This is a genomic window from Gordonia sp. GONU (assembly GCF_024733855.1).
Lineage (GTDB): Bacteria > Actinomycetota > Actinomycetes > Mycobacteriales > Mycobacteriaceae > Gordonia > Gordonia amicalis.
The window spans coordinates 293,595-316,612 of sequence record NZ_JANRHB010000001.1 but is presented as its reverse complement, the minus strand read 5'-3'; the positions used below and the strand labels follow the sequence as shown (position 1 = coordinate 316,612).

At 68.8% G+C, this 23,018-nt stretch carries 21 protein-coding genes; 13 read left to right on the top strand and 8 right to left on the bottom strand.

Going from position 1 to position 23,018, the window contains the following annotated elements; all coding sequences use genetic code 11:
* The first annotated feature begins 7 nt into the window (after positions 1 to 7).
* The 3 genes from pyrH (at position 8) to NWF34_RS01445 (ending at position 2,284) form a co-directional block, all read left to right on the top strand.
* Positions 8 to 778 (top strand): UMP kinase, encoded by a 771-nt coding sequence (gene pyrH, locus NWF34_RS01455; RefSeq protein WP_006438142.1) that lies wholly within the window; start codon positions 8 to 10, stop codon positions 776 to 778.
* A 67-nt stretch (positions 779 to 845) separates the two neighbouring features.
* Positions 846 to 1,403, top strand: a complete 558-nt coding sequence (gene frr, locus NWF34_RS01450; protein WP_258324073.1) for a ribosome recycling factor — start codon at positions 846 to 848, stop codon at positions 1,401 to 1,403.
* Positions 1,400 to 2,284 carry a phosphatidate cytidylyltransferase gene (locus tag NWF34_RS01445; protein ID WP_258324072.1) on the top strand — a complete coding sequence of 295 codons (885 nt, stop codon included), beginning with the start codon at positions 1,400 to 1,402 and terminating at the stop codon, positions 2,282 to 2,284. The genes frr and NWF34_RS01445 overlap by 4 nt, the downstream gene beginning before the upstream one ends.
* A 10-nt stretch (positions 2,285 to 2,294) precedes the next feature.
* On the opposite strand, the gene NWF34_RS01440 is transcribed toward NWF34_RS01445, so the two are convergent.
* Positions 2,295 to 2,723, bottom strand: coding sequence for a lipopolysaccharide assembly LapA domain-containing protein (locus NWF34_RS01440; protein WP_024498412.1), 429 nt, complete (start codon positions 2,721 to 2,723; stop codon positions 2,295 to 2,297).
* Between the two features lie 30 nt (positions 2,724 to 2,753).
* Between NWF34_RS01440 and rlmN the strand changes: the two genes are divergently transcribed.
* Positions 2,754 to 3,860 (top strand): 23S rRNA (adenine(2503)-C(2))-methyltransferase RlmN, encoded by a 1,107-nt coding sequence (gene rlmN / locus NWF34_RS01435; protein ID WP_024498413.1) that lies wholly within the window; start codon positions 2,754 to 2,756, stop codon positions 3,858 to 3,860.
* A gap of 84 nt (positions 3,861 to 3,944) precedes the next feature.
* Here the strand turns inward: rlmN and NWF34_RS01430 are convergent, their stop codons facing one another.
* Positions 3,945 to 4,226 carry a DUF2631 domain-containing protein gene (locus NWF34_RS01430; protein WP_006436372.1) on the bottom strand — a complete coding sequence of 94 codons (282 nt, stop codon included), beginning with the start codon at positions 4,224 to 4,226 and terminating at the stop codon, positions 3,945 to 3,947.
* Between the two features lie 114 nt (positions 4,227 to 4,340).
* Between NWF34_RS01430 and puuE the strand changes: the two genes are divergently transcribed.
* From puuE to NWF34_RS01400, 6 genes are all read left to right on the top strand, one after another.
* Complete coding sequence (gene puuE, locus NWF34_RS01425; protein WP_258324071.1) at positions 4,341 to 5,354, top strand: allantoinase PuuE; 1,014 nt, start codon at positions 4,341 to 4,343, stop codon at positions 5,352 to 5,354.
* Between the two features lie 12 nt (positions 5,355 to 5,366).
* Entirely contained in the window at positions 5,367 to 6,539 is a 1,173-nt protein-coding gene (dxr, locus tag NWF34_RS01420; protein WP_258324070.1) for a 1-deoxy-D-xylulose-5-phosphate reductoisomerase, read from the top strand.
* Positions 6,540 to 6,556: 17 nt separating this feature from the next.
* Positions 6,557 to 7,783 (top strand): RIP metalloprotease, encoded by a 1,227-nt coding sequence (locus NWF34_RS01415; protein WP_258324069.1) that lies wholly within the window; start codon positions 6,557 to 6,559, stop codon positions 7,781 to 7,783.
* 64 nt (positions 7,784 to 7,847) lie between these two features.
* Positions 7,848 to 9,035 (top strand): flavodoxin-dependent (E)-4-hydroxy-3-methylbut-2-enyl-diphosphate synthase, encoded by a 1,188-nt coding sequence (gene ispG, locus NWF34_RS01410; protein WP_006436376.1) that lies wholly within the window; start codon positions 7,848 to 7,850, stop codon positions 9,033 to 9,035.
* A 63-nt stretch (positions 9,036 to 9,098) separates the two neighbouring features.
* The gene (locus tag NWF34_RS01405; RefSeq protein ID WP_258324068.1) at positions 9,099 to 9,935 is read left to right on the top strand and encodes a GNAT family N-acetyltransferase; all 837 of its coding nucleotides are present in this window, start codon (positions 9,099 to 9,101) and stop codon (positions 9,933 to 9,935) included.
* 81 nt (positions 9,936 to 10,016) lie between these two features.
* Positions 10,017 to 11,855 carry a penicillin-binding transpeptidase domain-containing protein gene (locus NWF34_RS01400; protein WP_035760350.1) on the top strand — a complete coding sequence of 613 codons (1,839 nt, stop codon included), beginning with the start codon at positions 10,017 to 10,019 and terminating at the stop codon, positions 11,853 to 11,855.
* On the opposite strand, the gene NWF34_RS01395 is transcribed toward NWF34_RS01400, so the two are convergent.
* The 3 genes from NWF34_RS01395 to NWF34_RS01385 are packed head-to-tail and all read right to left on the bottom strand — an operon-like array spanning position 11,852 to position 14,741.
* On the bottom strand, positions 11,852 to 12,640 hold the full coding sequence (locus NWF34_RS01395; protein WP_258324067.1) for a heme ABC transporter ATP-binding protein: 789 nt from the start codon (positions 12,638 to 12,640) through the stop codon (positions 11,852 to 11,854). The two genes, NWF34_RS01400 and NWF34_RS01395, sit on opposite strands and share 4 nt — an antisense overlap.
* The gene (locus NWF34_RS01390; protein WP_258324066.1) at positions 12,637 to 13,737 is read right to left on the bottom strand and encodes an iron ABC transporter permease; all 1,101 of its coding nucleotides are present in this window, start codon (positions 13,735 to 13,737) and stop codon (positions 12,637 to 12,639) included. The genes NWF34_RS01395 and NWF34_RS01390 overlap by 4 nt, the downstream gene beginning before the upstream one ends.
* Positions 13,734 to 14,741, bottom strand: a complete 1,008-nt coding sequence (locus NWF34_RS01385) for a hemin ABC transporter substrate-binding protein (protein WP_258324107.1) — start codon at positions 14,739 to 14,741, stop codon at positions 13,734 to 13,736. Before NWF34_RS01385 ends, NWF34_RS01390 begins: the two co-directional genes overlap by 4 nt.
* A gap of 144 nt (positions 14,742 to 14,885) precedes the next feature.
* Between NWF34_RS01385 and map the strand changes: the two genes are divergently transcribed.
* A complete protein-coding gene (gene map / locus NWF34_RS01380; protein ID WP_006436382.1) occupies positions 14,886 to 15,749 on the top strand; it encodes a type I methionyl aminopeptidase in 864 nt (287 codons plus the stop codon).
* Between the two features lie 17 nt (positions 15,750 to 15,766).
* Here the strand turns inward: map and NWF34_RS01375 are convergent, their stop codons facing one another.
* Positions 15,767 to 17,983, bottom strand: coding sequence for a protein kinase (locus NWF34_RS01375; protein ID WP_258324065.1), 2,217 nt, complete (start codon positions 17,981 to 17,983; stop codon positions 15,767 to 15,769).
* A 143-nt stretch (positions 17,984 to 18,126) separates the two neighbouring features.
* Here NWF34_RS01375 and NWF34_RS01370 point away from each other — a divergent pair, with 143 nt between their 5' ends.
* Together NWF34_RS01370 and NWF34_RS01365 are read left to right on the top strand one after the other, a co-directional pair.
* A complete protein-coding gene (locus tag NWF34_RS01370; protein WP_258324064.1) occupies positions 18,127 to 19,704 on the top strand; it encodes a cobyric acid synthase in 1,578 nt (525 codons plus the stop codon).
* A gap of 13 nt (positions 19,705 to 19,717) precedes the next feature.
* Positions 19,718 to 20,521, top strand: coding sequence for an alpha/beta fold hydrolase (locus NWF34_RS01365; RefSeq protein WP_006436386.1), 804 nt, complete (start codon positions 19,718 to 19,720; stop codon positions 20,519 to 20,521).
* Here the strand turns inward: NWF34_RS01365 and mtr are convergent.
* Both mtr and NWF34_RS01355 read right to left on the bottom strand, forming a co-directional pair.
* Positions 20,518 to 21,915 (bottom strand): mycothione reductase, encoded by a 1,398-nt coding sequence (mtr, locus tag NWF34_RS01360; RefSeq protein WP_024498423.1) that lies wholly within the window; start codon positions 21,913 to 21,915, stop codon positions 20,518 to 20,520. The genes NWF34_RS01365 and mtr overlap by 4 nt on opposite strands.
* Positions 21,912 to 22,988: an alpha/beta hydrolase gene (locus tag NWF34_RS01355; RefSeq protein ID WP_024498424.1), complete on the bottom strand. Its 1,077-nt coding sequence runs from the start codon at positions 22,986 to 22,988 to the stop codon at positions 21,912 to 21,914. The genes mtr and NWF34_RS01355 overlap by 4 nt, the downstream gene beginning before the upstream one ends.
* Positions 22,989 to 23,018 lie beyond the last annotated feature (30 nt).

Here is a 23,018-nt window from a genome sequence, read left to right as displayed (position 1 = left end):
GAAGCGAATGAGCGAAGCGCCCGATCCCACCCCATCCGATCTCGACAAGTCCGAGCGTTCCGGGTCCGGGCGTTCCGGATTCCATCGAGTCCTGTTGAAGCTGGGCGGTGAGATGTTCGGCGGGGGAGAGGTCGGTCTGGACCCGGACGTCGTCGCGACCGTGGCCGATCAGATCGCTGACGTCGTCAACTCCGGTGTCCAGGTGGCCGTCGTCATCGGCGGCGGCAACTTCTTCCGCGGCGCCGAGCTGCAGCAGCGTGGCCTCGACCGTAGCCGTTCGGACTACATGGGCATGCTCGGGACCGTGATGAATTGCCTTGCTCTGCAGGACTTCCTGGAGAAGCGCGGCATCAGCACACGCGTGCAGACCGCCATCACCATGGGTCAGGTCGCCGAGCCGTACCTGCCGCTGCGCGCCCAGCGTCACCTCGAGAAGGGACGCGTGGTCATCTTCGGCGCCGGCATGGGCATGCCCTACTTCTCCACCGACACCACCGCCGCCCAGCGCGCGCTGGAGATCAAGGCCGAGGTGGTCCTCATGGCCAAGGCCGTCGACGGGGTCTACGACGCGGACCCGCGTACCGACCCGAACGCCCGTATGTTCACCGAGATCACCCACCGCGAGGTCCTCGACAAGGAACTCAAGGTCGCCGACGCGACCGCCTTCAGTCTGTGTATGGACAACAAGATGCCGATCTTGGTGTTCAATTTGCTCCAACAGGGCAACATCGCCAGGGCGGTGGCCGGAGACCGGATCGGCACGCTGGTCAGCACCTGACAAACACCCCGCGCCCCGCACGAGAACACCGCCTCGCCAGGCCCTACCGAACGGAACAAGGACGAAGATGATCGACGACGCGCTGCTCGACGCCGAGGAGAAGATGGAGAAGGCGGTCAACGTCGCCAAGGAGGACATGGGCTCCATCCGCACCGGACGGGCGAATCCGTCCATGTTCAACAAGATCAACATCGAGTACTACGGCGCGTTGACCCCGGTGACCCAGGTCGCGTCGATCAACACCCCGGAGCCGCGCCTGGTCGTCATCAAGCCGTACGAGGCGTCGACGCTGCGTGACATCGAGACCGCGATCCGCAACTCCGACCTCGGCGTGAACCCGACCAACGACGGCACGATCATCCGCGTCGCCATCCCGCAGCTCACCGAGGAGCGTCGTCGCGACCTGGTCAAGCAGGCCAAGGGCAAGGGTGAGGATGCGAAGGTCGCCATCCGTAACGTGCGTCGCAAGGCCGCCGACGAGCTCAAGCGCATCCAGAAGGACGGCGAGGCCGGCGAGGACGAGGTCACCCGTGCCGAGAAGGAACTGGACAAGACCACGGCCACCTACGTGCATCAGATCGACGAGCTGGTGAAGCACAAAGAAGACGAATTGCTCGAGGTGTGAGCGAGAAGGCATCCGACCCCGAGAAGAAGTCCGGGCCCGAGGAGAAGTCCGGGCCCGAGAAGAAGTCACGGGCAGGTCGTGACCTCCCGGCTGCGATCGCAGTCGGAGGCACGCTCGGGGTCAGCATCATCCTGATCCTGCTGTTCGCGCCGATGCTCTGGTATGGCCTCGTCGCCGTCGCGTTCGCGATCGCCACCTGGGAGGTCACCAAGCGGCTGCACACCGCCGGGTACAACGTCGCCTTCTGGCCACTGCTCATCGGCGGTCAGGTCATCATCTGGGTCAGCTGGCCGTACGGGCCCACCGGAGTGCTGGTCGCCTTCGTCGCGACCGTCCTGGTGTCGATGGTGTGGAAGCTGCTCGCCCAGGGCATCTCGAACGCACCGGAGGACTACCTCGTAGACCTGGCACTCACCGTGTTCGTGCTGGCCTGGCTGCCGCTCCTGGCATCCTTCGGCGTCCACCTGGTGACGCAGGAGGACGGTGCCGCCCGGGTTGCGACGCTCATGGTGGTCGTCGTCTGCTCCGACGTCGGTGGCTATGCCGCCGGTGTCCTGTTCGGCAAACACCCCATGGCGCCGGCGATCAGCCCCAAGAAGTCGTGGGAGGGCCTCGTCGGTTCGCTGCTCGTCGGCACGGTCGGCGCGGTCGGCTGCATCACGTTCCTGATCGGCAGCCACTGGTGGATCGGATTGATCCTGGGGCCCGTCCTGGTCGTGTGCGCGACTCTCGGCGACCTGGTGGAGTCACAGGTCAAGCGCGATCTCGGCATCAAGGACATGGGGACGCTGCTCCCCGGCCACGGCGGCATCATGGACCGCCTCGACAGCCTGCTGCCCTCGGCGTTCGTGGTGTGGGCGGTGCTGACCGCTCTCCTCTGAAACGCGGGCGCTAGCCGGCGGCCTTCTTCAATGCCCGGCGCAACTGGAGCATGCGCAGGCCGCCCACGAGGGCGACGATCAGCGCACCCGCGATCGCGGCGATCAGCAGGCTCACGCCGAGCGGGAGGTTGACCTCCCAGAAGATCAGTTCGATCCGCTGACTCTCCAGGTTCTGCACGATGAACACCAGCAGCAGGACCAGGATGATCGCCCCGATGACCACGCCGAACCAGGCCGCGCGCGTACGGGTGTGCTCGACATCGGCGACGGTCTGCCGCAGGCGGTCGCGCTCGGCGAGTACGGCGTCGGGGGCGTCGCTCGCCGATGCCGGGGTCGGTGGCACGGGCGCGGGATCAGAGGCGGACGCGGAGCCGGGCTCTCCCTGCGAACCCCACTGCGGGACCGGATTTCCGCTTCGCCGGCGATCGGGTGTGGTCATGGGTTCATCATGACATGCGACAATGGGCCGATGACCGCATTACCGCTGGTGTTCGACGCGCCCAAACGCGGGCTGCCGCCGACACACTTCGCCGATCTCGACGCCGCCGGCCGCGTCGCGGCGCTGGCCGAATTGGGTCTCCCGAAGTTCCGGGCCAACCAGTTGGCCCGGCAGTACTACGCCCGCCTCAACGGCGACGTCGAGGAGATGACCGATCTGCCCGCGGCGTCCCGCGACGCCGTGCGCGAGAAGCTGTTCCCGCAGCTCCTGACGCCGGTCCGGCACATCTCGTGCGACGACGACTCCACCCGCAAGACGCTGTGGCGACTGCATGACGGCACTCTGCTGGAGAGCGTGCTGATGCGATACACCGAGCGCAACACCCTGTGCATCTCCAGTCAGGCGGGCTGCGGCATGGCCTGCCCGTTCTGTGCGACCGGCCAGGGCGGTCTCGACCGCAACCTGTCGACGGCCGAGATCGTCGATCAGGTCCGGGCCGCCGCCCGCGCCCTTCGTGACGGTGAGCTCGGCGAGCCGGGCCGCCTCTCGAACGTCGTGTTCATGGGTATGGGAGAGCCGCTCGCCAACTACAAGCGCGTGGTCAGCGCGGTCCGGCAGATCACCTCGCCGGCACCCGACGGGCTCGGCATCTCGGCGCGGTCGGTGACCGTCTCGACCGTCGGTCTCGCACCGTCCATCCGGCGTCTCGCCGACGAGGGGCTCGCGGTCACGCTGGCCGTGTCCCTGCACACGCCCGACGACGAGCTGCGCGACACGCTCGTCCCGGTGAACAACCGCTGGTCGGTGGCCGAGGTGCTGGAGGCCGCGCGCTACTACGCCGACACCACCGGACGCCGCGTCTCCATCGAGTACGCCCTGATCCGCGACGTCAACGATCAGCCCTGGCGTGCCGATCTCCTCGGGCAGAAGCTGCACAAGGCGCTCGGGTCCCTCGTGCACGTGAACCTCATCCCGCTCAACCCGACACCCGGCTCGGAGTGGGATGCCAGCCCCAAGCCGGTGGAACGTGAGTTCGTGCGCCGCGTCCGCGAGCAGGGCGTGTCCTGCACCGTGCGCGACACCCGCGGTCAGGAAATCGCCGCGGCGTGCGGGCAGCTCGCCGCCGAAGAGCGCTGAGCGGGCGAGACGCAACCAGGACACGAAAAACGCCGAGCGGCCCCAGGCCGCTCGGCGTTTCTCGGGGTCTTGGTCAGTGGTGGTTCAGGACCACTTGCCGCGGTTCATCCACCAGCCGCGTACGACGAAGAACAGGACGCCGGCCGCAAACGCGATGAGCCAGATGTCCTCGACATGACCGGTGTGGTTACCGATGAGCATGAACAGCAGGAAGGCCGCGAAGAAGAGGGCGGCACCGTAGAAGGTCTTCGTCGCCGATCCGAACCAGCCGAAGCGGGCCGACGGTGCATCGGCGGGCTCACGGCGCCAGCCGGTGTCGATGACCTCGGCGTGTCCGCCAGTGTGCTCCACATCGGTGCTTGCCACAGCCACTCCTCACAGCGCGGGTCGTCAGATGTCTGACGAACGGTAGTAGTTCCCGATCAGCATAGCGGCACAGTGATCTCGGAGACCGAGCCCGGTCGGTGATTCGATGACAGAATGCGGCTCATGGCTTCGTCCGACTTCCGCGCGGGCCCGAGCGCGGGCCGTTCCCTCGCCGACTTCCGCACCGAGAACTATCCCCGCGACATGGTCGGATACGGTTCCACGCCACCGGACCCGCAGTGGCCCGACGGCGCGAAGATCGCCGTCCAGTTCGTGCTCAACTACGAGGAGGGTGGCGAGAACAACGTCCTCGAGAACGACCGCGGCAGTGAGACGTTCCTGTCGGAGATGGTCGGTGCTCAGGCGTTCCCGAACCGGCACATGAGCATGGAGAGCATGTACGAGTACGGGTCGCGGGCCGGGGTGTGGCGCGTCCTGCGGACGTTCTCGCGCCGCGGGCTGCCGCTGACGATCTTCGCGGTGTCCCAGGCGATGGCCCGCAACCCCGAGGTGGCGGCCGCCTTCGTCGAGCGCGGCGACGAGATCGCCTGTCACGGATACCGATGGCTCAACTACCAGCTCATCGACCCCGAGGTCGAGCGCGAGCACATGCGGGCCGGCATCGAACTGCTGACCGAGATCACCGGCGAACGACCCCGCGGCTGGTACACCGGCCGGGATTCGCCGAACACCCGGCGGCTCGTCGTCGAGCAGGGCGGATTCACCTACGACTCCGACAGTTACGCCGACGACCTGCCCTACTGGGTGAAGGTCCCGCGCGGCGACGAACTCGTCGATCACCTCGTCGTGCCCTACACACTCGACACCAACGACATGCGGTTCGCCTCACCCGGCGGATTCCCGTCGGGTGAGCAGTTCTTCGCGCATCTGCGCGATGCCTTCGACGTGCTCTACCGGGAGGGCGTCGAGGGGGCGCCGAAGATGCTGTCGGTCGGACTGCACTGCCGGCTCGTCGGCCGGCCGGCACGACTGGCCGCACTGGAACGGTTCCTCGATCACATCCAGTCCCACGACGACGTCTGGATCACCCGACGCATCGACATCGCCGACCACTGGCGGCAGATCCATCCAGCGGAGCACTGGCGGAAGGTGCACCCGACCGGCTGACACAATGGATACGTGCCCACACGTGTGTTGATCCTCGGCTCCACCGGTTCCATCGGCGTCCAGGCGCTCGAGGTGATCGCGGAACATCCCGATCGCTTCGAGGTCGTCGGCCTCGGTGCGGGCGGCGGAAACCTCGACCGGCTGGCCGCACAGGCCGCTGCCTTCGGCGTCCCCGCCGCGCGGGTGGCCGTGGCCGACGCCGCCCGCGCCTCCGAACTGTCGGAGCGTCTCGGGGCGCCCGTGCTCGGCGGGCCAGACGCCATGTGCGACCTCGTCGACGCCGTCACCGCGGAGACCGGCGTCGACGTCGTGTTGAACGCCGTCGTCGGATCGATCGGCCTGGCACCCTCGCTCGCCGTGCTCCGGACGGGCGCGCGCCTCGCGCTCGCGAACAAGGAGTCGCTCGTCGCCGGCGGGTCGCTGGTCCTCGACGCGGCGGCGCCCGGACAGATCGTGCCGGTGGACTCGGAACACTCGGCGATCGCCCAGTGCCTGCGCGCCGGAACCGCCGCCGAGGTGGACCGACTGGTCCTCACCGCGTCGGGCGGACCGTTCCGCGGATGGAGCGCAGAACAGCTCGAGGAGGTCACCCCCGAGCAGGCCGGCCGCCATCCGACCTGGTCCATGGGGCCGATGATCACCCTCAACTCGGCGACGCTGGTCAACAAGGCCCTGGAGGTCGTCGAAGCGCATCTCCTCTTCGGCGTCGACTACGACCACATCGACGTGACCGTCCATCCGCAGTCGATCGTGCACTCGATGGTGACCTTCGTCGACGGTGCGACCGTGGCCAAGGCCTCCCCGCCCTCGATGAAACTGCCCATCGCCCTGGCGCTGGGCTGGCCGGATCGCGTACCCGGGGCGTCGACCGCCTGCGATTTCTCCACCGCCTCCGCGTGGACGTTCGAACCCGTCGACGACAAGGTGTTCCCGGCGATCGAGCTCGCCCGGACGGCCGGACGGGGCGGGGGGAGTCTGACAGCGGTGTACAACGCGGCCAACGAGGCGGCCGCCGAGGGCTTCTTCGCAGGTGCGATCCGATTCCCGCGCATCGTCGAGATCATCGGTGAGGTGCTCGGCGAGGCAGATCAGTGGCGTGTCGCGCCAGGTACTGTGGAGGAGGTCTTCGCCGCCGATCGGTGGGCCCGGGAACGCGCAGCTCAGCTGGTCGCGGCCGCTGTGTAGCTGGATGGAGTGAGTACGTGAGTTTCGCGATCGGTGTCACGCTCTTCGCGGTGGCGCTGTTGCTGTCGGTGGCCTGGCATGAGTGCGGTCACATGTGGGCCGCACAGGCCACCGGCATGAAGGTGCGTCGATACTTCGTCGGCTTCGGACCCACGATCTGGTCCACGCGCCGCGGCGAGACCGAATACGGACTCAAGGCGATCCCACTCGGCGGCTTCTGCGACATCGCGGGCATGACCCCGCACGAGGAGCTCGCGGCCGACGAGCAAGACCGGGCGATGTACAGGCAGAAGGCCTGGAAACGGCTCGTCGTCCTGTTCGCCGGTCCCGCGCAGAACTTCATCCTCGGTTTCGTCCTGATCATCATCGTCGGCCTGAGTTTCGGACTGCCCGATCTCAGCCCGCCGCCGACCCCGGCCAAGGTCGCCGAGACGCAGTGCGTGTCGTCGACGATCACCATCTCCGGCGGTGAGCAGACCAACTCGCCGTGCACCGGCGGCGGTCCCGCGGCAGCGGCGGGCCTGCGGCCGGGGGACGAGATCGTGGCCGTCAACGGACAGCCCGTCGGCCAGGCCTCCGACCTGACCCCGGTCATCCGGGAATCGAAGGGCCCGGTCGTGCTGACCGTCGACCGCGGCGGCGAACGACTCGAGCTGACCATGACCCCCGAACCGGTCACGGTGACCGCGACCCGGTCCGATGGCACGACCGAGACCGTCAACTACAACATGGTCGGCATCGCCTACGACGCCCCGCCGGCGATCAAGGACTTCAGCGGCTTCGACGTCATCCCGGGCGCCTTCGTCTTCACCGGCGACCTGATCAAGGAGACCTGGAACGCGCTCCTGTCGCTGCCCACCAAGATCGGCGCACTCTGGACCGCGGTGACCGGTGGCGAACGCGCCCTCGACACCCCGGTCAGCGTCTACGGCGCCTCGGTGCTCGGCGGCCAGGCGGTCGAACGCGGCCTGTGGGACATGTTCTGGATGCTGCTGATCAGCATCAACTTCTTCCTCGGCCTGTTCAATCTGGTCCCGCTGCTCCCGCTCGACGGCGGACACATGGCGATCGTCGGCTACGAGAAGGGCCGCGACACCGTTCGTCGCTGGTTCGGACGGGCCCCCGGCGCCGCCGTCGACTACTACAAACTCCTCCCGATCACCTACGCCGCGGTGGTGGTGATGGCCGGTTTCATGGTGCTCACGCTCACCGCCGACATCATCAACCCGATCAATCCGTGGTGACCTCCCACAACGAATCCCCAGCAGAGACCCGACAGCCCACACCCGAATCACAGAGGTGAATCAGATGAACGCCCCGACTCCTGCCAACGCCGTGCCGATCGGACTCGGCATGCCGGCCGGACCCCCACCGGTGCTGGCTCCCCGCCGCAAGACCCGGCAACTGTTCGTCGGCTCCGTCGGCGTCGGCAGCGACCACCCGATCTCGGTGCAGTCGATGACGACCACGAAGACCCACGACATCAACGCGACCCTGCAGCAGATCGCCGAGCTGACCGCGTCCGGCTGCGACATCGTGCGCGTGGCGTGCCCGCGACCCGAGGACGCCGAGGCGCTGCCGATCATCGCCAAGAAGTCCAAGATCCCGGTCATCGCCGACATCCACTTCCAGCCGAAGTACATCTTCGCCGCGATCGACGCCGGCTGCGCGGCGGTGCGCGTGAACCCGGGCAACATCAAGGAATTCGACGGCCGCGTGAAAGAGGTCGCGAAGGCCGCGGGCGAGGCCGGCATCCCGATCCGCATCGGCGTCAACGCGGGTTCCCTCGACAAGCGCATCCTGCAGAAATACGGCAAGGCGACGCCCGAGGCGCTCGTCGAGTCGGCGCTGTGGGAGGCGAGCCTGTTCGAGGAGCACGGCTTCGGCGACATCAAGATCTCGGTCAAGCACAACGACCCGGTGATCATGGTCGAGGCCTACCGCCAGCTGGCCGCCCAGTGCGACTACCCGCTGCACCTCGGCGTCACCGAGGCCGGTCCGGCGTTCCAGGGCACCATCAAGTCCGCAGTTGCCTTCGGCGCGTTGCTGAGTGAGGGCATCGGCGACACCATCCGGGTGTCGCTGTCGGCGCCGCCGGCCGAGGAGATCAAGGTCGGCGATCAGATCCTGCAGTCGCTCAACCTGCGTCCCCGCAAGCTCGAGATCGTGTCCTGTCCGTCGTGCGGCCGCGCCCAGGTCGACGTCTACAAGCTGGCCGATGAGGTGACCGCCGGTCTCGAGGGCATGGAGGTCCCGCTGCGCGTCGCGGTCATGGGCTGCGTGGTGAACGGGCCGGGTGAGGCCCGCGAGGCAGACCTGGGCGTCGCCTCCGGAAACGGCAAGGGACAGATCTTCGTCAAGGGCGAGGTCATCAAGACCGTCCCGGAGGCGCAGATCGTGGAGACCTTGATCGAAGAAGCGCTGCGGATCGCCGAGGAAACAGGGGAAACTGGAGACGGCACGCACGTCGGCCCACCTGTGGTCACCGTCTCCTAGGCCCTACTTCTCGGACCGAACAGGCGCTGCGCGAGTCCCCTGTCAGGGAAGTGAGGAGCGGTGGTGCTGAAGCTACTGGGCGACAAACCGCTCGGCGCGCGTGATGCGGCTGCCGTCGAACGCGTGCTCGTGTCCGATCCGGTCGCGATGTGCATGGTCGCCGCGAGGTTCGAGACGCACGGCATCAACCCGCGGCTGCTCGGCGGGGAGCTCTGGACCGCACAGGACCCGTCGACATCGCTGTGCTTCTCCGGCGCCAACCTGATCCCGCTGATCGGGTCCCCGGACGACCTCGACCACTTCTCCGACCGCGCGGTCGCCGCACCTCGTGCCTGCTCGTCGATCGTCGGCCGGGCCGACCTCGTGCTGCCGATGTGGCAGCAGATCGAACCCGTGTGGGGGCCGGCGCGCGAGGTGCGGCCGGTCCAGCCGCTGCTGGTTCTGTCCGGATGCCCGGCCGTCCCGTCGGATCCGGCCGTCCGGCTGGTCACCCTCGACGACCTCGACGCCTACATGCCGGCCGCGATCGACATGTTCATCGGCGAGGTCGGCGTCGATCCCACCGCCGGCGACGGCTGGCGCTCGTACCGCAGACGACTGTCCTCGCTCATCTCGGCACAACGGGTCTTCGCGCGTTTCGACGGCCCCGACGTCGTGTTCAAGGCGGAGATCGGGTCGCTGTCCCGGCGGGTCGGCCAGATCCAGGGCGTGTGGGTGTCGCCGGAACGACGCGGCGAGGGTCTCGGCCTGGGCGGCACCGCCGCGGTCGCCGAGGCGGTTGCCGCCCACGGGCGACTCCCCAGCCTGTACGTCAACAGCTTCAACGAGACGGCTCGAGCGGTGTACGACCGCATCGGGTTCACCGAGGTCGGCACGTTCGCCACCGTCCTCGTCGACTGATCCGATCCCGTCTCAGGTCACAGCGAGACCTCCCGCGTGGCTACCGGGGATCGGTGCGTCGCAGCCATAGACTCGACCGCGATGTGGCGCACGAGAACTCGATGGACCCCGGCGGTGATCGTCGCGGTCTGTGCTGTCGTGATCGCCGCCACCGCCGCCTGTTCCTCGTCGGAGGACGACGGTCCGCGCCGGGCCGCCGAACGATTCCTCGAGGCGTACTCGCAACAGGAACTCGACTCGGCCGCCGCCCTCACCGACGTGCCGCAGACCTCGCGGTCGGCGATGGAGTCGGCGTGGTCGGGACTGGCCGCCGAAGAACTCGAGGCGAAGGCCGGTCGGGTACGCGTCACCGGTGACACGGCCGAGGTGCAGGTCGGCTACACGTGGACGCTGCCGCGCGGACGGGACTGGTCCTACGACGCGACCCTGCGCATGGGCCGATCCGACGCCGGCTGGGCGGTGCGTTGGGCGTCGACCGCGATCCACCCGAAACTCGGCGCCGATCAACGCCTCTCGCTGCAGATCATCGAGGCGCCGCGGGCGACGGTCAACGAGGCCGACGGTTCGGAGGTCATGGTCAACGGCACCGTCGTCGGCGTGAACTTCGATGCCGGGAAGGCCACCGAGCAGGGTGCTTCGGTGGCGACCTCGGTCACGAGCGCGGTGGGCGTGCTGCGCCGGTTCAACCCGGATCTCGACGAACAGCTGATCACCGAACAGGTCACCTCGAGTCGCCGACAGTATCCGCTGGCCCGCCTGTCGCACGCCCAGTTCGACCGGCTCCGCGACCAGCTCGCGATCCCCGGTGTCGTCACCAACGAACAGGCCGAGCTGGTTCCCAAGGACCCCAAGTTCGCGCCGGCGCTGCTGACCGAGGTCAAGAAGGTCGTCGACGGCGAGGTCTCCGGCCGTGCCGGCTGGCGCGTGGTCTCGGTGAACCCCAACGGGCTCGACGCCGCCGTGCTCGCCGACCACGACCCCGACCCGTCGCCCGCGGTGTCGCTCAGCCTGTCGCGGACCGTGCAGAACGCGGCGCAGCGAGCGGTCAACGCCTCCAACAGATTCCAGGTCGCGATGGTCGTCGTGCAGCCGTCCACGGGCCGCATCCTCGCCGTCGCGCAGAACCCCGCCGCGGACACCCAGGGCCCCATCGCGACGACCGGCCTGTACCCGCCCGGATCGACGTTCAAAATGGTCACCGCCGCCGCGGCGATCAACCACAAGCTGGCGACTCCCGACACCGTCGTGGGCTGCCCGGGGGAGATCCAGATCGGCCCGCGCCTGATCCCGAACTACAACGGCTTCGCGCTCGGTTCGGTGTCGATGCTGCAGGCGTTCGCCGCGTCGTGCAACACCACGTTCGCCAAGCTGGCGAGTCGGATGGGCCCGTCGGACCTGGCGCACGCCGCCGCCGCGATGGGAATCGGTCAGAAATACACGATCGCCGGACTCGACGCCGTGTCCGGGTCGGTGCCCATCGAGAACGAACTCGTCGCCCGCAGCGAGGCCGGCTTCGGTCAGGGCAAGGACCTGGTGTCGCCGCTGGGGCTGGCGCTCGTCGCGGCGACCGTCGCCAACGGGGTCAAGACCCCGGTGCCGCAACTGATCCTGGACAAACCGACCGAGATCGAGGGCCCGACCCCGACGATGCCGCCCGAGGTCTATCAGCAACTGCGGCCGATGATGCGGGCGGTGATCACCAGCGGTACCGCGTCGGTGATCGACGGTCGCGGAGCGGTCTTCGGGAAAACCGGTGAAGCCGAGTTCGACGGCGGATCGCACGCCTGGTTCGCGGGGTACCGCGGCGACATCGCCTTCGCGACCCTCGTGGTCCGTGGTGGCGACTCGAACAACGCCGTCGCCGTCACCCGTGACTTCTTCGACGGGCTGGGGCCGGGCTACGCGGTGCGCACGCCCTAACGGCGTTCGGGCAGGATCACCCGGCGGCCGCCGTGGTCGATGACCTCGACCGGATGGTCGTAGGTACGGCTCAACAGCCCGGCGGTCATCACCTCGTCGGTGGGGCCGACGGCCAGCAGCTCCCCGTGCTTCATGACTGCCACCCGGTCGGCGTAGGCGGCGGCGAGGGTCAGGTCGTGCACCACGAGCAGCACGGCGTTTCCGGCGTCGCGATGAACACGAAGGATCTCGAGGACCTGCTCCTGATGGTGGATGTCGAGTGCGGCGGTCGGCTCGTCGAGCATCATGACCGGGGTGTCCTGGGCCAGTGCCCGCGCCAGCGACACCCGCGCCTGTTGCCCGCCGGACAGCTGGACGAAGGGCCGGTCGACGATGTCGGCGAGTTCGCACAGGTCGACGGCGTCGGCGATGACCGCGGGGGAGTCGGCGGCCCTCGGGGTCCGCAGCCAGGGGTAGCGCCCCATGGCGACGACCTCGGCGACGGTGAACGGGGTGTCCACCCGGTTCTGTTGGGTGACCACACTGCGGTGACGCGCGAGCTCTCGCAACGAGGTGGTGGCGACGTTCCGGCCGTCGATCGTCACGCGGCCACTGTGCGGGCGGCGCGTACCGGACAACACCGACAGCAGCGTCGACTTGCCGCACCCGTTGGGCCCGACCAGCGCGACGAGCTCGCCGGGATGGACCTCGAGGGAGACGCCGCGCACGACCTCTCGCCCGCCGAGTTCGACGCGGATGTCCTCGGCCGCGATCCCCGGCGTACCGACGGCACGTGCGGCGGTCACCAGCCGGCTCCCGCGTGACGACTGCGGCGCAGCAGGATGAAGAAGACGGGCCCGCCGATCAGCGAGGTGAACATGCCGAGGGGGAGATCGGCGTCGCCGAGCATCGTGCGGGCCGCGAGATCGGCGCCGGTGATGACGAGTGCGCCGCCGATCACGCTGGTGGGCAGCAGGATGGCGTGTTTGGGTCCGACGATCAGCCGCATCACGTGTGGGACGACCAGGCCGACGAAGGCGATGATGCCGGCGAAGGCGACGGCCGCGGCGGTGAGGACCGCGGTCAGCACGATGGCCTGGCGTCGAACGGATTCCACGTTGACGCCCAGGGACGCCGCCTGGATCTCGCCGAGGGCGAGGAGGTCGAGTTTGTGGACGAGCAGTGCGCAGGCGGCAACACCTCCGATGACCAGCGGTGCCACCACCCAGATCTCGCTCCAGGTGCGGCCGGCCAGCGATCCCAGCTGCCAGAAGATGATCTGCTCGCGGGCGGCGGTGGAGGCGACGAAGGTCAGGAAGGCGATGACGCCCGCGGCGAAGGCGTTCACCGCGATGCCGGTGAGCACCAGCATGATCGCCGACGACGATCCGTCGCGCAGCGAGAGGAGGTAGACCGCGGCGGCCGTGACGAGACCGAAGAGGAAGGCGGCCCCGGCCAGCGCCCAATTCCCCCCGGCCCCACCGACTCCCGCCGTGCCGCCGGCCAGGACGATGACCAGGCAGGCGCCGACGGCCGACCCGGAGGACACCCCGATGATGCTGGGTTCGGCGAGGGGATTGGCCAGTACGCCCTGCAACAGACAGCCCGCAGCGCCGAGGGCGGCACCGACGAAGAGTCCGAGCACGATCCGCGGGAACCGCACGTTCCACAGTGCTCCCTCACCGTTGGGGTGCGAGGGCAGCGGCCCGATCTCGAGATGGTAGTGGTGGGCGATGCTGCCGAGGACCTCCAGCGGCGGGATCTCCACCTGACCGATTCCGGCGGAGACGATCGCCAGCGTCGCGGTGGCGATCAGCATCACGACCACCACGGTGAGGTTGCGGACCCGGTGCGAGCGGCCGATGGGCGGCGCGGTCGTGGGGTCGGCGGTCTGGACGCTCACGTGTAGATCGCCTTCGCCAGGGCCGCGAGCACCAGGCCGACGTCGGGGCCGAAGGCGAGGATCTTGCTCTCGTCGATCTGCACGACGCGGCGGTTGCGACCGGCCTCGGTGTCGGCGACTCCGGGAAGGGTGAGCACTCCGTCCGGACCGCCTACCGTGTCCGCGCCCTGTGTCATGACGATCAGGACGTCCGGGTCGGCGGTGATCATCGCCTCCGCGGTGATGGCGGTGAAGGCGCCGGTGAGCTGCGCGGCCTCGCCGGCATCCCGGCCACGTAGTTCGGCGATCAGATCATCGGCGCCCGAACCGGGTCCCGCGAGGAGCAGGAGATTGCGGCCGCGGATGTAGAGAAAGGCCATCGTCGGGTCGCCGGAGGGGTCGGGGACGAGATCGCGGGCCGCCTCGATCTGTGTATCGGTGCGCTCGACGAGCTTCTCACCGGCCGCGGGGACACCGAGCGCCTTGGCGACCGACCGCATCAACGTGTCGTTGGACGCGAGGTCGCGGATGGCGGGGAAGACCACCACGGTGACACCGGAGTCGCGGATCTGATCCACCGCGGTCGCCGGGACCGTCGATTCGCTGACCAGCAGGAGCGTCGGCGCAAGCGCCAGAACGGATTCGGCGTTGAGGCTGTGGCCGCGGTTGGTCACCACGGGGAGACCGACCGCGGACGGGAACGCCGTCGAGGTGTCGCGGCCGACGACATGGGAGCCCAGACCGAGCGCGAAGACGATGCTGCCGAGGGTTCCGCTGATGTCGGCGGCGATGATCCGGCTGGTGTCGGTGACGGTGACCGGTCCGTAGCGCACCGAGTCGACGGTGACCGGCAGCGCCGAGGTCGGGTCGTCCTCGACGGGGATCACGTCGGTGTCGTCGAGGACAGCCGTCTGTGGGCCGCTGCGCAGGTGGGCTCCGGGAGAGTGCCGGTCCTGTTCGATCGGGGTGACGAAGCACGCCGAGACGGTCAACGCGGTGAGGACCACCACCAGCCAGGCCCGCACCGATCTGATCGACGCGCCCACCGCCACCACCTTCGATTCGGGTTCCGACGCTCAACGGCGCGGATGTCTTAGGGCGAGCTTAGTTGTCGCGTCCGGGTCGTCCGCGCGCCGGTCCGCTTCGGTGGAGGTGGATAAAGTGGTCGCATGCCAGTTCGCAGCGCCCTGACTCCCGGTACCCCTACGCCGATCCGGACCGTGCCCGACTCCATCGAGCGGCCGGAGTACGTGTGGAAGCCGACGGTCGCCGAGGGCCACGAACCATGGGTGCAGACCCCCGAGACCATCGAGAAGATGCGCCTCGCCGGCAAGATCGCCGCCAATGCGCTCGCCGAGGCGGGCAAGGCCGTCGCACCCGGCGTGACGACCGATGAACTCGACCGGATCGCCCACGAGTACATGGTCGATCACGGCGCCTACCCGTCGACGCTGGGCTACAAGGACTTCCCGAAGTCGTGCTGCACGTCGCTCAACGAGGTGATCTGTCACGGCATCCCGGATTCGACCGTCATCGCCGACGGTGACATCGTCAACATCGACGTCACCGCCTACATCGACGGCGTCCACGGCGACACCAATGCGACCTTCCTCGCCGGGGACGTCGAGCAGGAGGTCGTCGATCTCGTCGAGCGCACCCGCATCGCCACCGAGCGGGCGATCAAGGCGGTCAAGCCGGGTCGCGAACTCAACGTCGTCGGACGAGTCATCGAGTCGTACGCGAACCGCTTCGGCTACACCGTCGTCCGTGACTTCACCGGTCACGGCATCGGGGAGACCTTCCACAACGGGCTCGTCGTGCTGCATTACGACGAACCCAACGTCGACACCGTCCTCGAACCGGGCATGGTGTTCACCATCGAGCCGATGATCAACCTCGGCGGGCTGGCCTGGGAGATGTGGGACGACGGCTGGACGGTCGTCACCGCGGACCGGAAGTGGACCGCGCAGTTCGAGCACACCCTCGTGGTCACCGAGGACGGCGCGGAGATCCTGACCCTGCCGGACGCCTGATCCGGGGTCACGCCTGATCAGGCGGGGAAGCGCACGGCCTGCGGCTCGTTGCTCGTCGTGGTGGTGCCGTTGCCGAGCTGGCCCTTGCCGTTGAGTCCCCAGCAGTACATCCCGGAACCGGCGACGGCGCACACGTTGGCCGAGCCGGTGGTGATCGCGGTGACGCCGGACAATCCGTTGACCCGGTCCGGCGCGTGGTCGGGAAGCGCGCTCCGCGAACCCCAGCAGTAGGCGGAACCGCCCGCCGCGGCGCACGCGCCGTAACCCGCGGTCGAGACCTGCGTCGCGCCGCGCACGTCGATCGGCGTCGGCTGCAGCCGGTTGACCTCGGTGCCGTCGCCGAGCTGCCCGGACTCGTTCTCCCCCCAGCAGAAGACGGTGCCCGAGGTGCCGCCCGAGCCGTCGGCGACCGCACAGGTCGAGTAGAGACTCGTGCTGATCGAGGTGGGGGAATCGAGGTCGAGCTTCGTCGGAACCGCCCGGTTGGTGGTGGTGCCGTCGCCGACCTGCCCGTCGGCGTTGTTGCCCCAGCAGTAGGCGGATCCCGCCGCGATGGCACAGGTCGTCGTGTGCGCGGACGAGACCGCCGTCACGTCGGACAGGCCAGCGACCCGCGTCGGCACCGGGACCGACGCGCCGGTGCCCGCGCCGGTCTGCCCGTTGAGGTTGTTCCCCCAGCAGTAAAGGTCACCCGAACTGATCGCGCAGGTGGTGAGGCCGACCGACACCGCGCTCACGTCGCCGAGACCGGACACCTTGGTCGGCAGCGTGACCGGCCGGCCGGACTGCCCCGCGCCGTGGCCCCAGCAGTACAGGTCACCCGCGGCGATCGCGCAGGTCTTGCCGAGGCCACCCATGCTGACCGCCGACACGTCGTCGACGCCGGACACCTTCGCCGGTCGCGAGCGGTCCGTAGTGGAGCCGTCGCCGAGCGTGCCGTACTGGTTCCCGCCCCAGCAGAACAGCTCGCCGCCACGCACCGCGCAGGTGCTGTCGCCGCTGGAGGCGATGGACTCGAAGTCACCGCCCGAACCCGGTGTGGTGCTGGATGATCCGCCGGTCGAGGAACTCGCGGCCGTCGACGCCCCCGAGGCCGTGCTTGCGGGGGCGTCGTCGGAACCGAGAAGTGCGATCGCGGTGACGACGAGCGCCACGACGAGGACGAACGCACCCACCCCGACACCCACGAACAATCCCGTTCGCTTCTGCGGCCGGGGTGGGCCCCCCGGCGGCGGGGTGATGCCGCCGGCGAAGGCCGGGGCGGGCGTGTGTGGGTTGTAGCCGAGCGGATGCGCCCGAGGGGGTTGCCGGGTCTGGGGGTAGCGCTGCGCGGGTGGCTGGGCCCGTGGTGGAAACGCCGGCGCCGGGGTGGTGGGCGCGGCTCGGCGCGGGCCGGTCGCGGCTGTTTGTTCGAGAGCACGCGCCCGCTCGAGTGCGGTCGCGAACTCTGCGCACGACGCATACCGGTCGCCTGGCCGTTTGGCCAGCGCCCGGGCGAAGACCGCGTCGAGGTGTGCCAGTGCCGGATCGTGGTCCGAGGGCCGGGGTGCGGGCGAGTTCACATGGCCGGAGATGAGTGCCATCGGCGTCGTGCCCGGGAACGGCTGACTGCCGGTGAGGAGCTGGAAGGTGGTGCAGGCCAGGGCGTACTGGTCCGAGGCGGGGATCGCGGCCTCTCCGGTGAGCAGTTCGGGAGCGGCGTAGGCCAGCGTGCCCACGAACAGGTTGGTCGCCGTCATCTTGTTCCCGTCGACGAGGCGGGCGATGCCGAAGTCGAGGACGGTCACGCGGCTGATGCGGCCATCCGGTCCGCGGGCGACGACGATGTTCGCCGGCTTGATGTCTCGGTGGATGACCCGCTGACCGTGTGCGTGATCGAGGGCGTCGGCCACGCGGCCGGCGATGGTGACGACCTCGTCGACGGGCATCGGACCGGCGCCCGTCAGGTCCTTGCCATCGAGGTAGGTCATCGAGAACCACGGGCTGCCGTTCTCCACACCGTGGGTGTAGACGGTGACGATGCCCGGATGATCGAGGGCCGCCGCGGTACGGGCCTCGTTGCGGAATCGCTCGTGGAAGCTCGGGTCCGAGGGGTTGGGCGAGATGATCTTCAGGGCCTCACGGCGGCCCAGTGTCGGATGTTCGACGAGCCAGACCTGACCCATGCCGCCGCGTCCCAGCAGAGAGATGACGCGATACCCGGCGAACGTCGCTCCGGGTTCCACGATCTGCACGCCCGACGACCCCCGTTCCCGACCTGCCCTGACGGGCTCTCCCGACCACGCCCTCGCAGGCGTTGACGTCACTGTAACCAGCGTGGGCGGGTTGCGAGGCGAGTGGTGGTTCGTGTGAACGACGCCACCACTACGCTGTCGTGGTGGCCGATCTCGGTGGGGCGTTGCTGATTGGCGGGACCAGCAGTGACGCCGGCAAGAGTCTCGTCGTCGCAGGCCTGTGCCGTGCCCTGGCGCGCGACGGTGTCCGGGTCGCGCCGTTCAAGGCGCAGAACATGTCGAACAATTCCGTGGTCACCCCCGACGGTGGTGAGATCGGACGCGCCCAGGCGCTGCAGGCCTTCGCCTGTGGCCTCGAACCCTCGACGCGCTTCAATCCCGTCCTGCTGAAACCCGGCAGCGACCGTCGTTCGCACGTGGTGCTGCGCGGGCGTCCCGCCGGTGACGTCGGCGCGCGCGACTACCTGACCTGGCGGTCTCGGCTGCGTGAAGTAGTCGCCGAGGAGCTCGCCGCGCTCCGCCGCGACTTCGACGTCGTTCTCTGCGAGGGCGCGGGATCGGTCGCCGAGATCAACCTCCGCGACAGCGACATCGCCAACATGGGCCTCGCCCGAGCCGCACGACTCCCGGTGCTGCTGGTCACCGACATCGATCGCGGCGGTTCCCTGGCCTCGCTGTTCGGTACCACCGCGATCCTCGAACCCGCCGATCAGGCGCTGATCGCGGGTTATGTCATCAACAAGTTCCGCGGCGACCCGACGATTCTCGAACCCGGACTACAGCAGGTCCGGGCGATCACCGGTCGTCCCACACTCGGCGTCGTGCCGTTCGCCGACGATCTCTGGCTCGATGCCGAGGACTCCCTGTCCGCACCCGTCGGGCGGCGGGTGGGCCCCCCGCTCGAGCCGGCTCGTTCACGCGCGCGGCTCCGCGTTGCCGCGATCCGGTTGCCGCGGATCTCCAACTCCACCGATGTCGAGGCGCTCGCCTGCGAACCCGGCGTCGACGTCACCTGGGTCGACGACCCGGGTAGCGTCGCCGCGGCGGACCTGGTGGTGATCCCCGGTACCCGTGCCACGGTCGCCGACCTGACCTGGATGCGCGATCGCGGAATCGCCGACGCGGTCACCGACCGCGCGGCACGAGGTGCCCCGATCATCGCCGTCTGCGGCGGCTTCCAGATGCTGGCCCGCACCATCGACGACGCGATCGAATCCGGCCGTGGCCGCGTCGACGGACTCGGCGTGTTCGACCTCGACATCGCCTTCGCGGCCGACAAGACGTTGCGGCAGGTCACCGGCACCGGCGGCGGGGGAGAGGCCATCGGCGGCTACGAGATACATCACGGACGCGTCGTCGGGTCGCGGGAGAACACCTGGATCGTCGACGACGCCGCCGGGCCGGAGGGGGCCGTGCGAGGTGCGGTCCGCGGGACACACTGGCACGGACTGCTGGCCAATGACGCATTCCGCCGCCGGCTGCTCACCGAGGTGGCCGCCGAAGCCGGGGTCGCAGACTTCCGGGTCGCCGGGGACACCGAGGTGGAGGCGATCCGACGACGTCAGGTCGACACGATGGCGGACCTGGTGAGCGAGCACCTCGACCTCGACGCGGTGATGCATCTCATAGCGAACGGACCTCCGGTCTCGGCGCCGGTCATCCGCCACCAACTCGACGACCGCACCGGCCGGTCCCAGACGCTATCGTGGCCCAATGACTGAAGATCAGCGTCAGGTGACCGTCAACGGCCTCACCTTCGACGTCCGGATCGGGGGTCCGGATCAGGGCCCCTGGGTCCTGCTGCTTCACGGATTCCCGGTCAACGGAACCTGCTACGACGCGGTGCTTCCCCGACTCCACGAATCGGGTCTGCGCACGCTGGTCCTGAACCAGCGCGGTTACAGCCCGGGCGCGCGACCGCCGGCCGTCGAGGACTATCACCTCAGCCACCTGGTGTCCGACGTCATCGGGGTGCTCGACGAACTGAAGGTGGGCTACGCGATCCTCGTGGGACACGACTGGGGCGGCATCGTCGCGTGGCACCTCGCCGGCAAGTACCCCGACCGATTCACCGGGCTCGTGGTCGCGAGCACCGGCCATCCGTCGGCGATGCGGGACGCACTCGCGGCGAGCGATCAGCGCGAACGATCCTCGTACATCCTCGATTTCGTCGCCGATGGCGCCGAGGAGAAGCTGCTCGCCGACGACGGTGCGAAGCTGCGGGCCGCCGGTGTGACCGCCGACGAACTCGCCCCGTTGCGTGAACCGGGCGCGCTGACAGCTGCGCTGAACTGGTACCGGGCCAACTTCGTCGGCGACATCAAGGGGACCATGGCGTGCCCGCCGGTGGAGATCCCGACGACCCTGCTCTGGAGCGACGCCGACCCCGCGCTCGGCCGGGAGCAGGCGCAGGGCAGCGGCCGATACGCCTACTCCGATTTCCGGTTCTGCGAACTCGCCGGCGTCGACCACTGGATCCCGCAGAACGCCCCCGCGGCCCTCGCCAGCGAGATCGCCCTGCGGTCGACGGTGTTCTAGATCTCCAGGCCGAGGAGCGCGTTCTCGAGGACCTCGGGCATCGCCGGGTGAATCCAGTACTGGCCTTTGGCGACCTCGAGCGCGGTCTGGCCGAAGGACATCGCCTGGATGACGGGCTGGATCACGGTCGGCGCCTGCGGGCCGAGGATGTGCGCGCCGAGGATCTTGCCGGTGCCGCGTTCGGCGATCACCTTGCAGAACCCGGTGGTGTCCTCCATCGCCCAGCCGTAGGCGACGTCGCCGTAGGCCTGGACCTTCACCGTGATGTCGTACCCGGCGTCGCGTGCCTCGTCCTCGGTCAGCCCGACCGAAGCGATCTGCGGGTGCGTGAAGACGGCTGCGGGGACGAATCGATGGTCGAACTCGATGAGATCGTCGGCGTCCCACCCCTTCAGCAGGTTGGCCTGCACCACCCGCTCCTCGTGGTTGGCGACGTGCTTGAGCTGATACGGCGAGCTGACGTCGCCGAGCGTCCAGACCCCGCGCGCGGCGGTGCGGCCGTGGGCGTCGCAGCGCACGCGACCCTCCTCGTCGAGTTCGACGCCGATCGAGGACAGATTGAGGCGGTCGCCGTTGGGCTTTCGGCCGGTCGCGACGAGCAGGACGTCGGCCTCCAGCTGGGCCCCGTCAGCGAGATGTAGGCGTACGCCGCCGTCGGGCAGGTTCTCCGCACCCGAGATCCCGGCGTGGAGGTGGACGTCCCACTTGTCCTTGGCCACCTGCGTGAAGCGGTTGGAGATGTCGGCATCCTGCTTGCGCAGCAGGGCGGGTCCGCGGGCGATGATCGACACCTTGGCTCCGAGCGCGCCGAAGACGTGCGCGAATTCGGCTGCGATGTACCCGCTTCCGACGATGATCAGCCGCTCGGGCAGCTCCGGGAGCCGCATGACGTCGTTGTTGGTGTAGTACTTCACGCCGGAGTCGGCGATGACCGGCGGGATGACCGGCCGTGAACCGGCGGCCAGGACGACCTCGCGAGCGAGAACTGTCGCGCCGTCCGCGGTGACGAGACGGTAGCGGCCGTCCTCGTCACGGCCGTCGAACTCCACGTGCGAGCTGTAGACGGTGATGTTCTCGCACCGGTCGACGCGATACTCCTTGCCGCCCTCGGAGATCGGGTCGATCCGCCCGAAGACGCGCTCGACGATGCCGGGCCAGTCCACCGAGTCGACCTTGGCGTGCACGCCGAGCCGCGCGCCGTGCGTGGCGACCTCGGCGACCTCGGCCGCGTAGACGAACATCTTGGTCGGGATGCATCCGACGTTGAGACAGGTGCCGCCGTACACCCCCTCCTCGAAGATGGCGATCGTCGTGTCGGCGTAGCGCTCGTCGGGGATGGAGTTGCCGCTGCCGGAGCCGATGATGGCCAGGTCGACGACCTGCGTGGCGGTCATAGGAAGCTCTCTTTTCTGGTGGGTTCCGATGCGTCGGTGCCGGATGAGTCGGTGGCCGGACGGATGGTGTGCGTCAGCCAGGTGTCGACCTCGCGATAGGCCTGTTCACGTGCGTGCGTCACAGAGAGGAAAACGTCGTGGCGGGCGTCGGGGATGGGGACGGTCGACACGCGTCCCCCGAGGCATCCGCTCCAGCGGGCGATCTGCCGGACGTCGAGCACGGCGTCGGCGCGATCGGTCGACGCCGAATAGGTCTTCGCGAAATGTGTCTTGTCCGAACGTAATACGAGCGTCGGTGTGCCGACGTCGATACCGTGATGCAGGTGACGCTGCCCGCTGCGGACCGCGTTGAGAAAACCGAAGGTGACGGGGAAGCCGCCCATCGGTTTGAGGGCGAGGTCGTAGGTCCACTCGCCGTACGCACTCTCGTGGAGACTCTCGCCATATGCCGAGGACAGCTCCTGCGGGATCACCCGGGTCGGGGACACCGCGGCGATCGCCTTGATGAGCATCGTCACCGGCAGCGTCCGCAGCACGGCATCACCCTGGAGATCGAACCACGGTGAGTTGAGCAGCAGGCCGTCGACGAGGGCGTGGCGGTCCGGGTTCTGCTCACGCAACCGGTCCAGCCACAGCGCGGTGATCAGGCCACCCGTCGAATGTCCGGCGATGATCATGCGGGTGTCCGCACCCACCTCGTCGGCGATCAGCGCCAGTGCGAGGCCGAGCTCCTCGTCGTAGCGGGCGAGATCCGTGGTGAAGTGGGCGGTGTGGTGCGCCTCCCGCGACCGTCCGCATTTGCGCAGGTCGATCGCATAGAACGCATAGCCGCGGTCGGTGAAGAAATCGGCCAGCGGCTCGTGGAAGAAGTAGTCGGTGAAGCCGTGGACATAGAGCACCGCGCCGGCCACGGGGCGGTGACCCGCGATCCGCGCACCCGTCTCGGCACGGCGGATCAGGGTCGCGGTGACGGGGGATTCCCCGTCCGGATCGTCGCTCAGCGGGATCGTGCGGAGTTGGTAGTGGTCCAGGAAGCGGTCGGGTTGCCAGCCGGTGCCTGTGGATACGCTCACAGCAGCCAGCTTAGTGACCTGCCCGCGGGT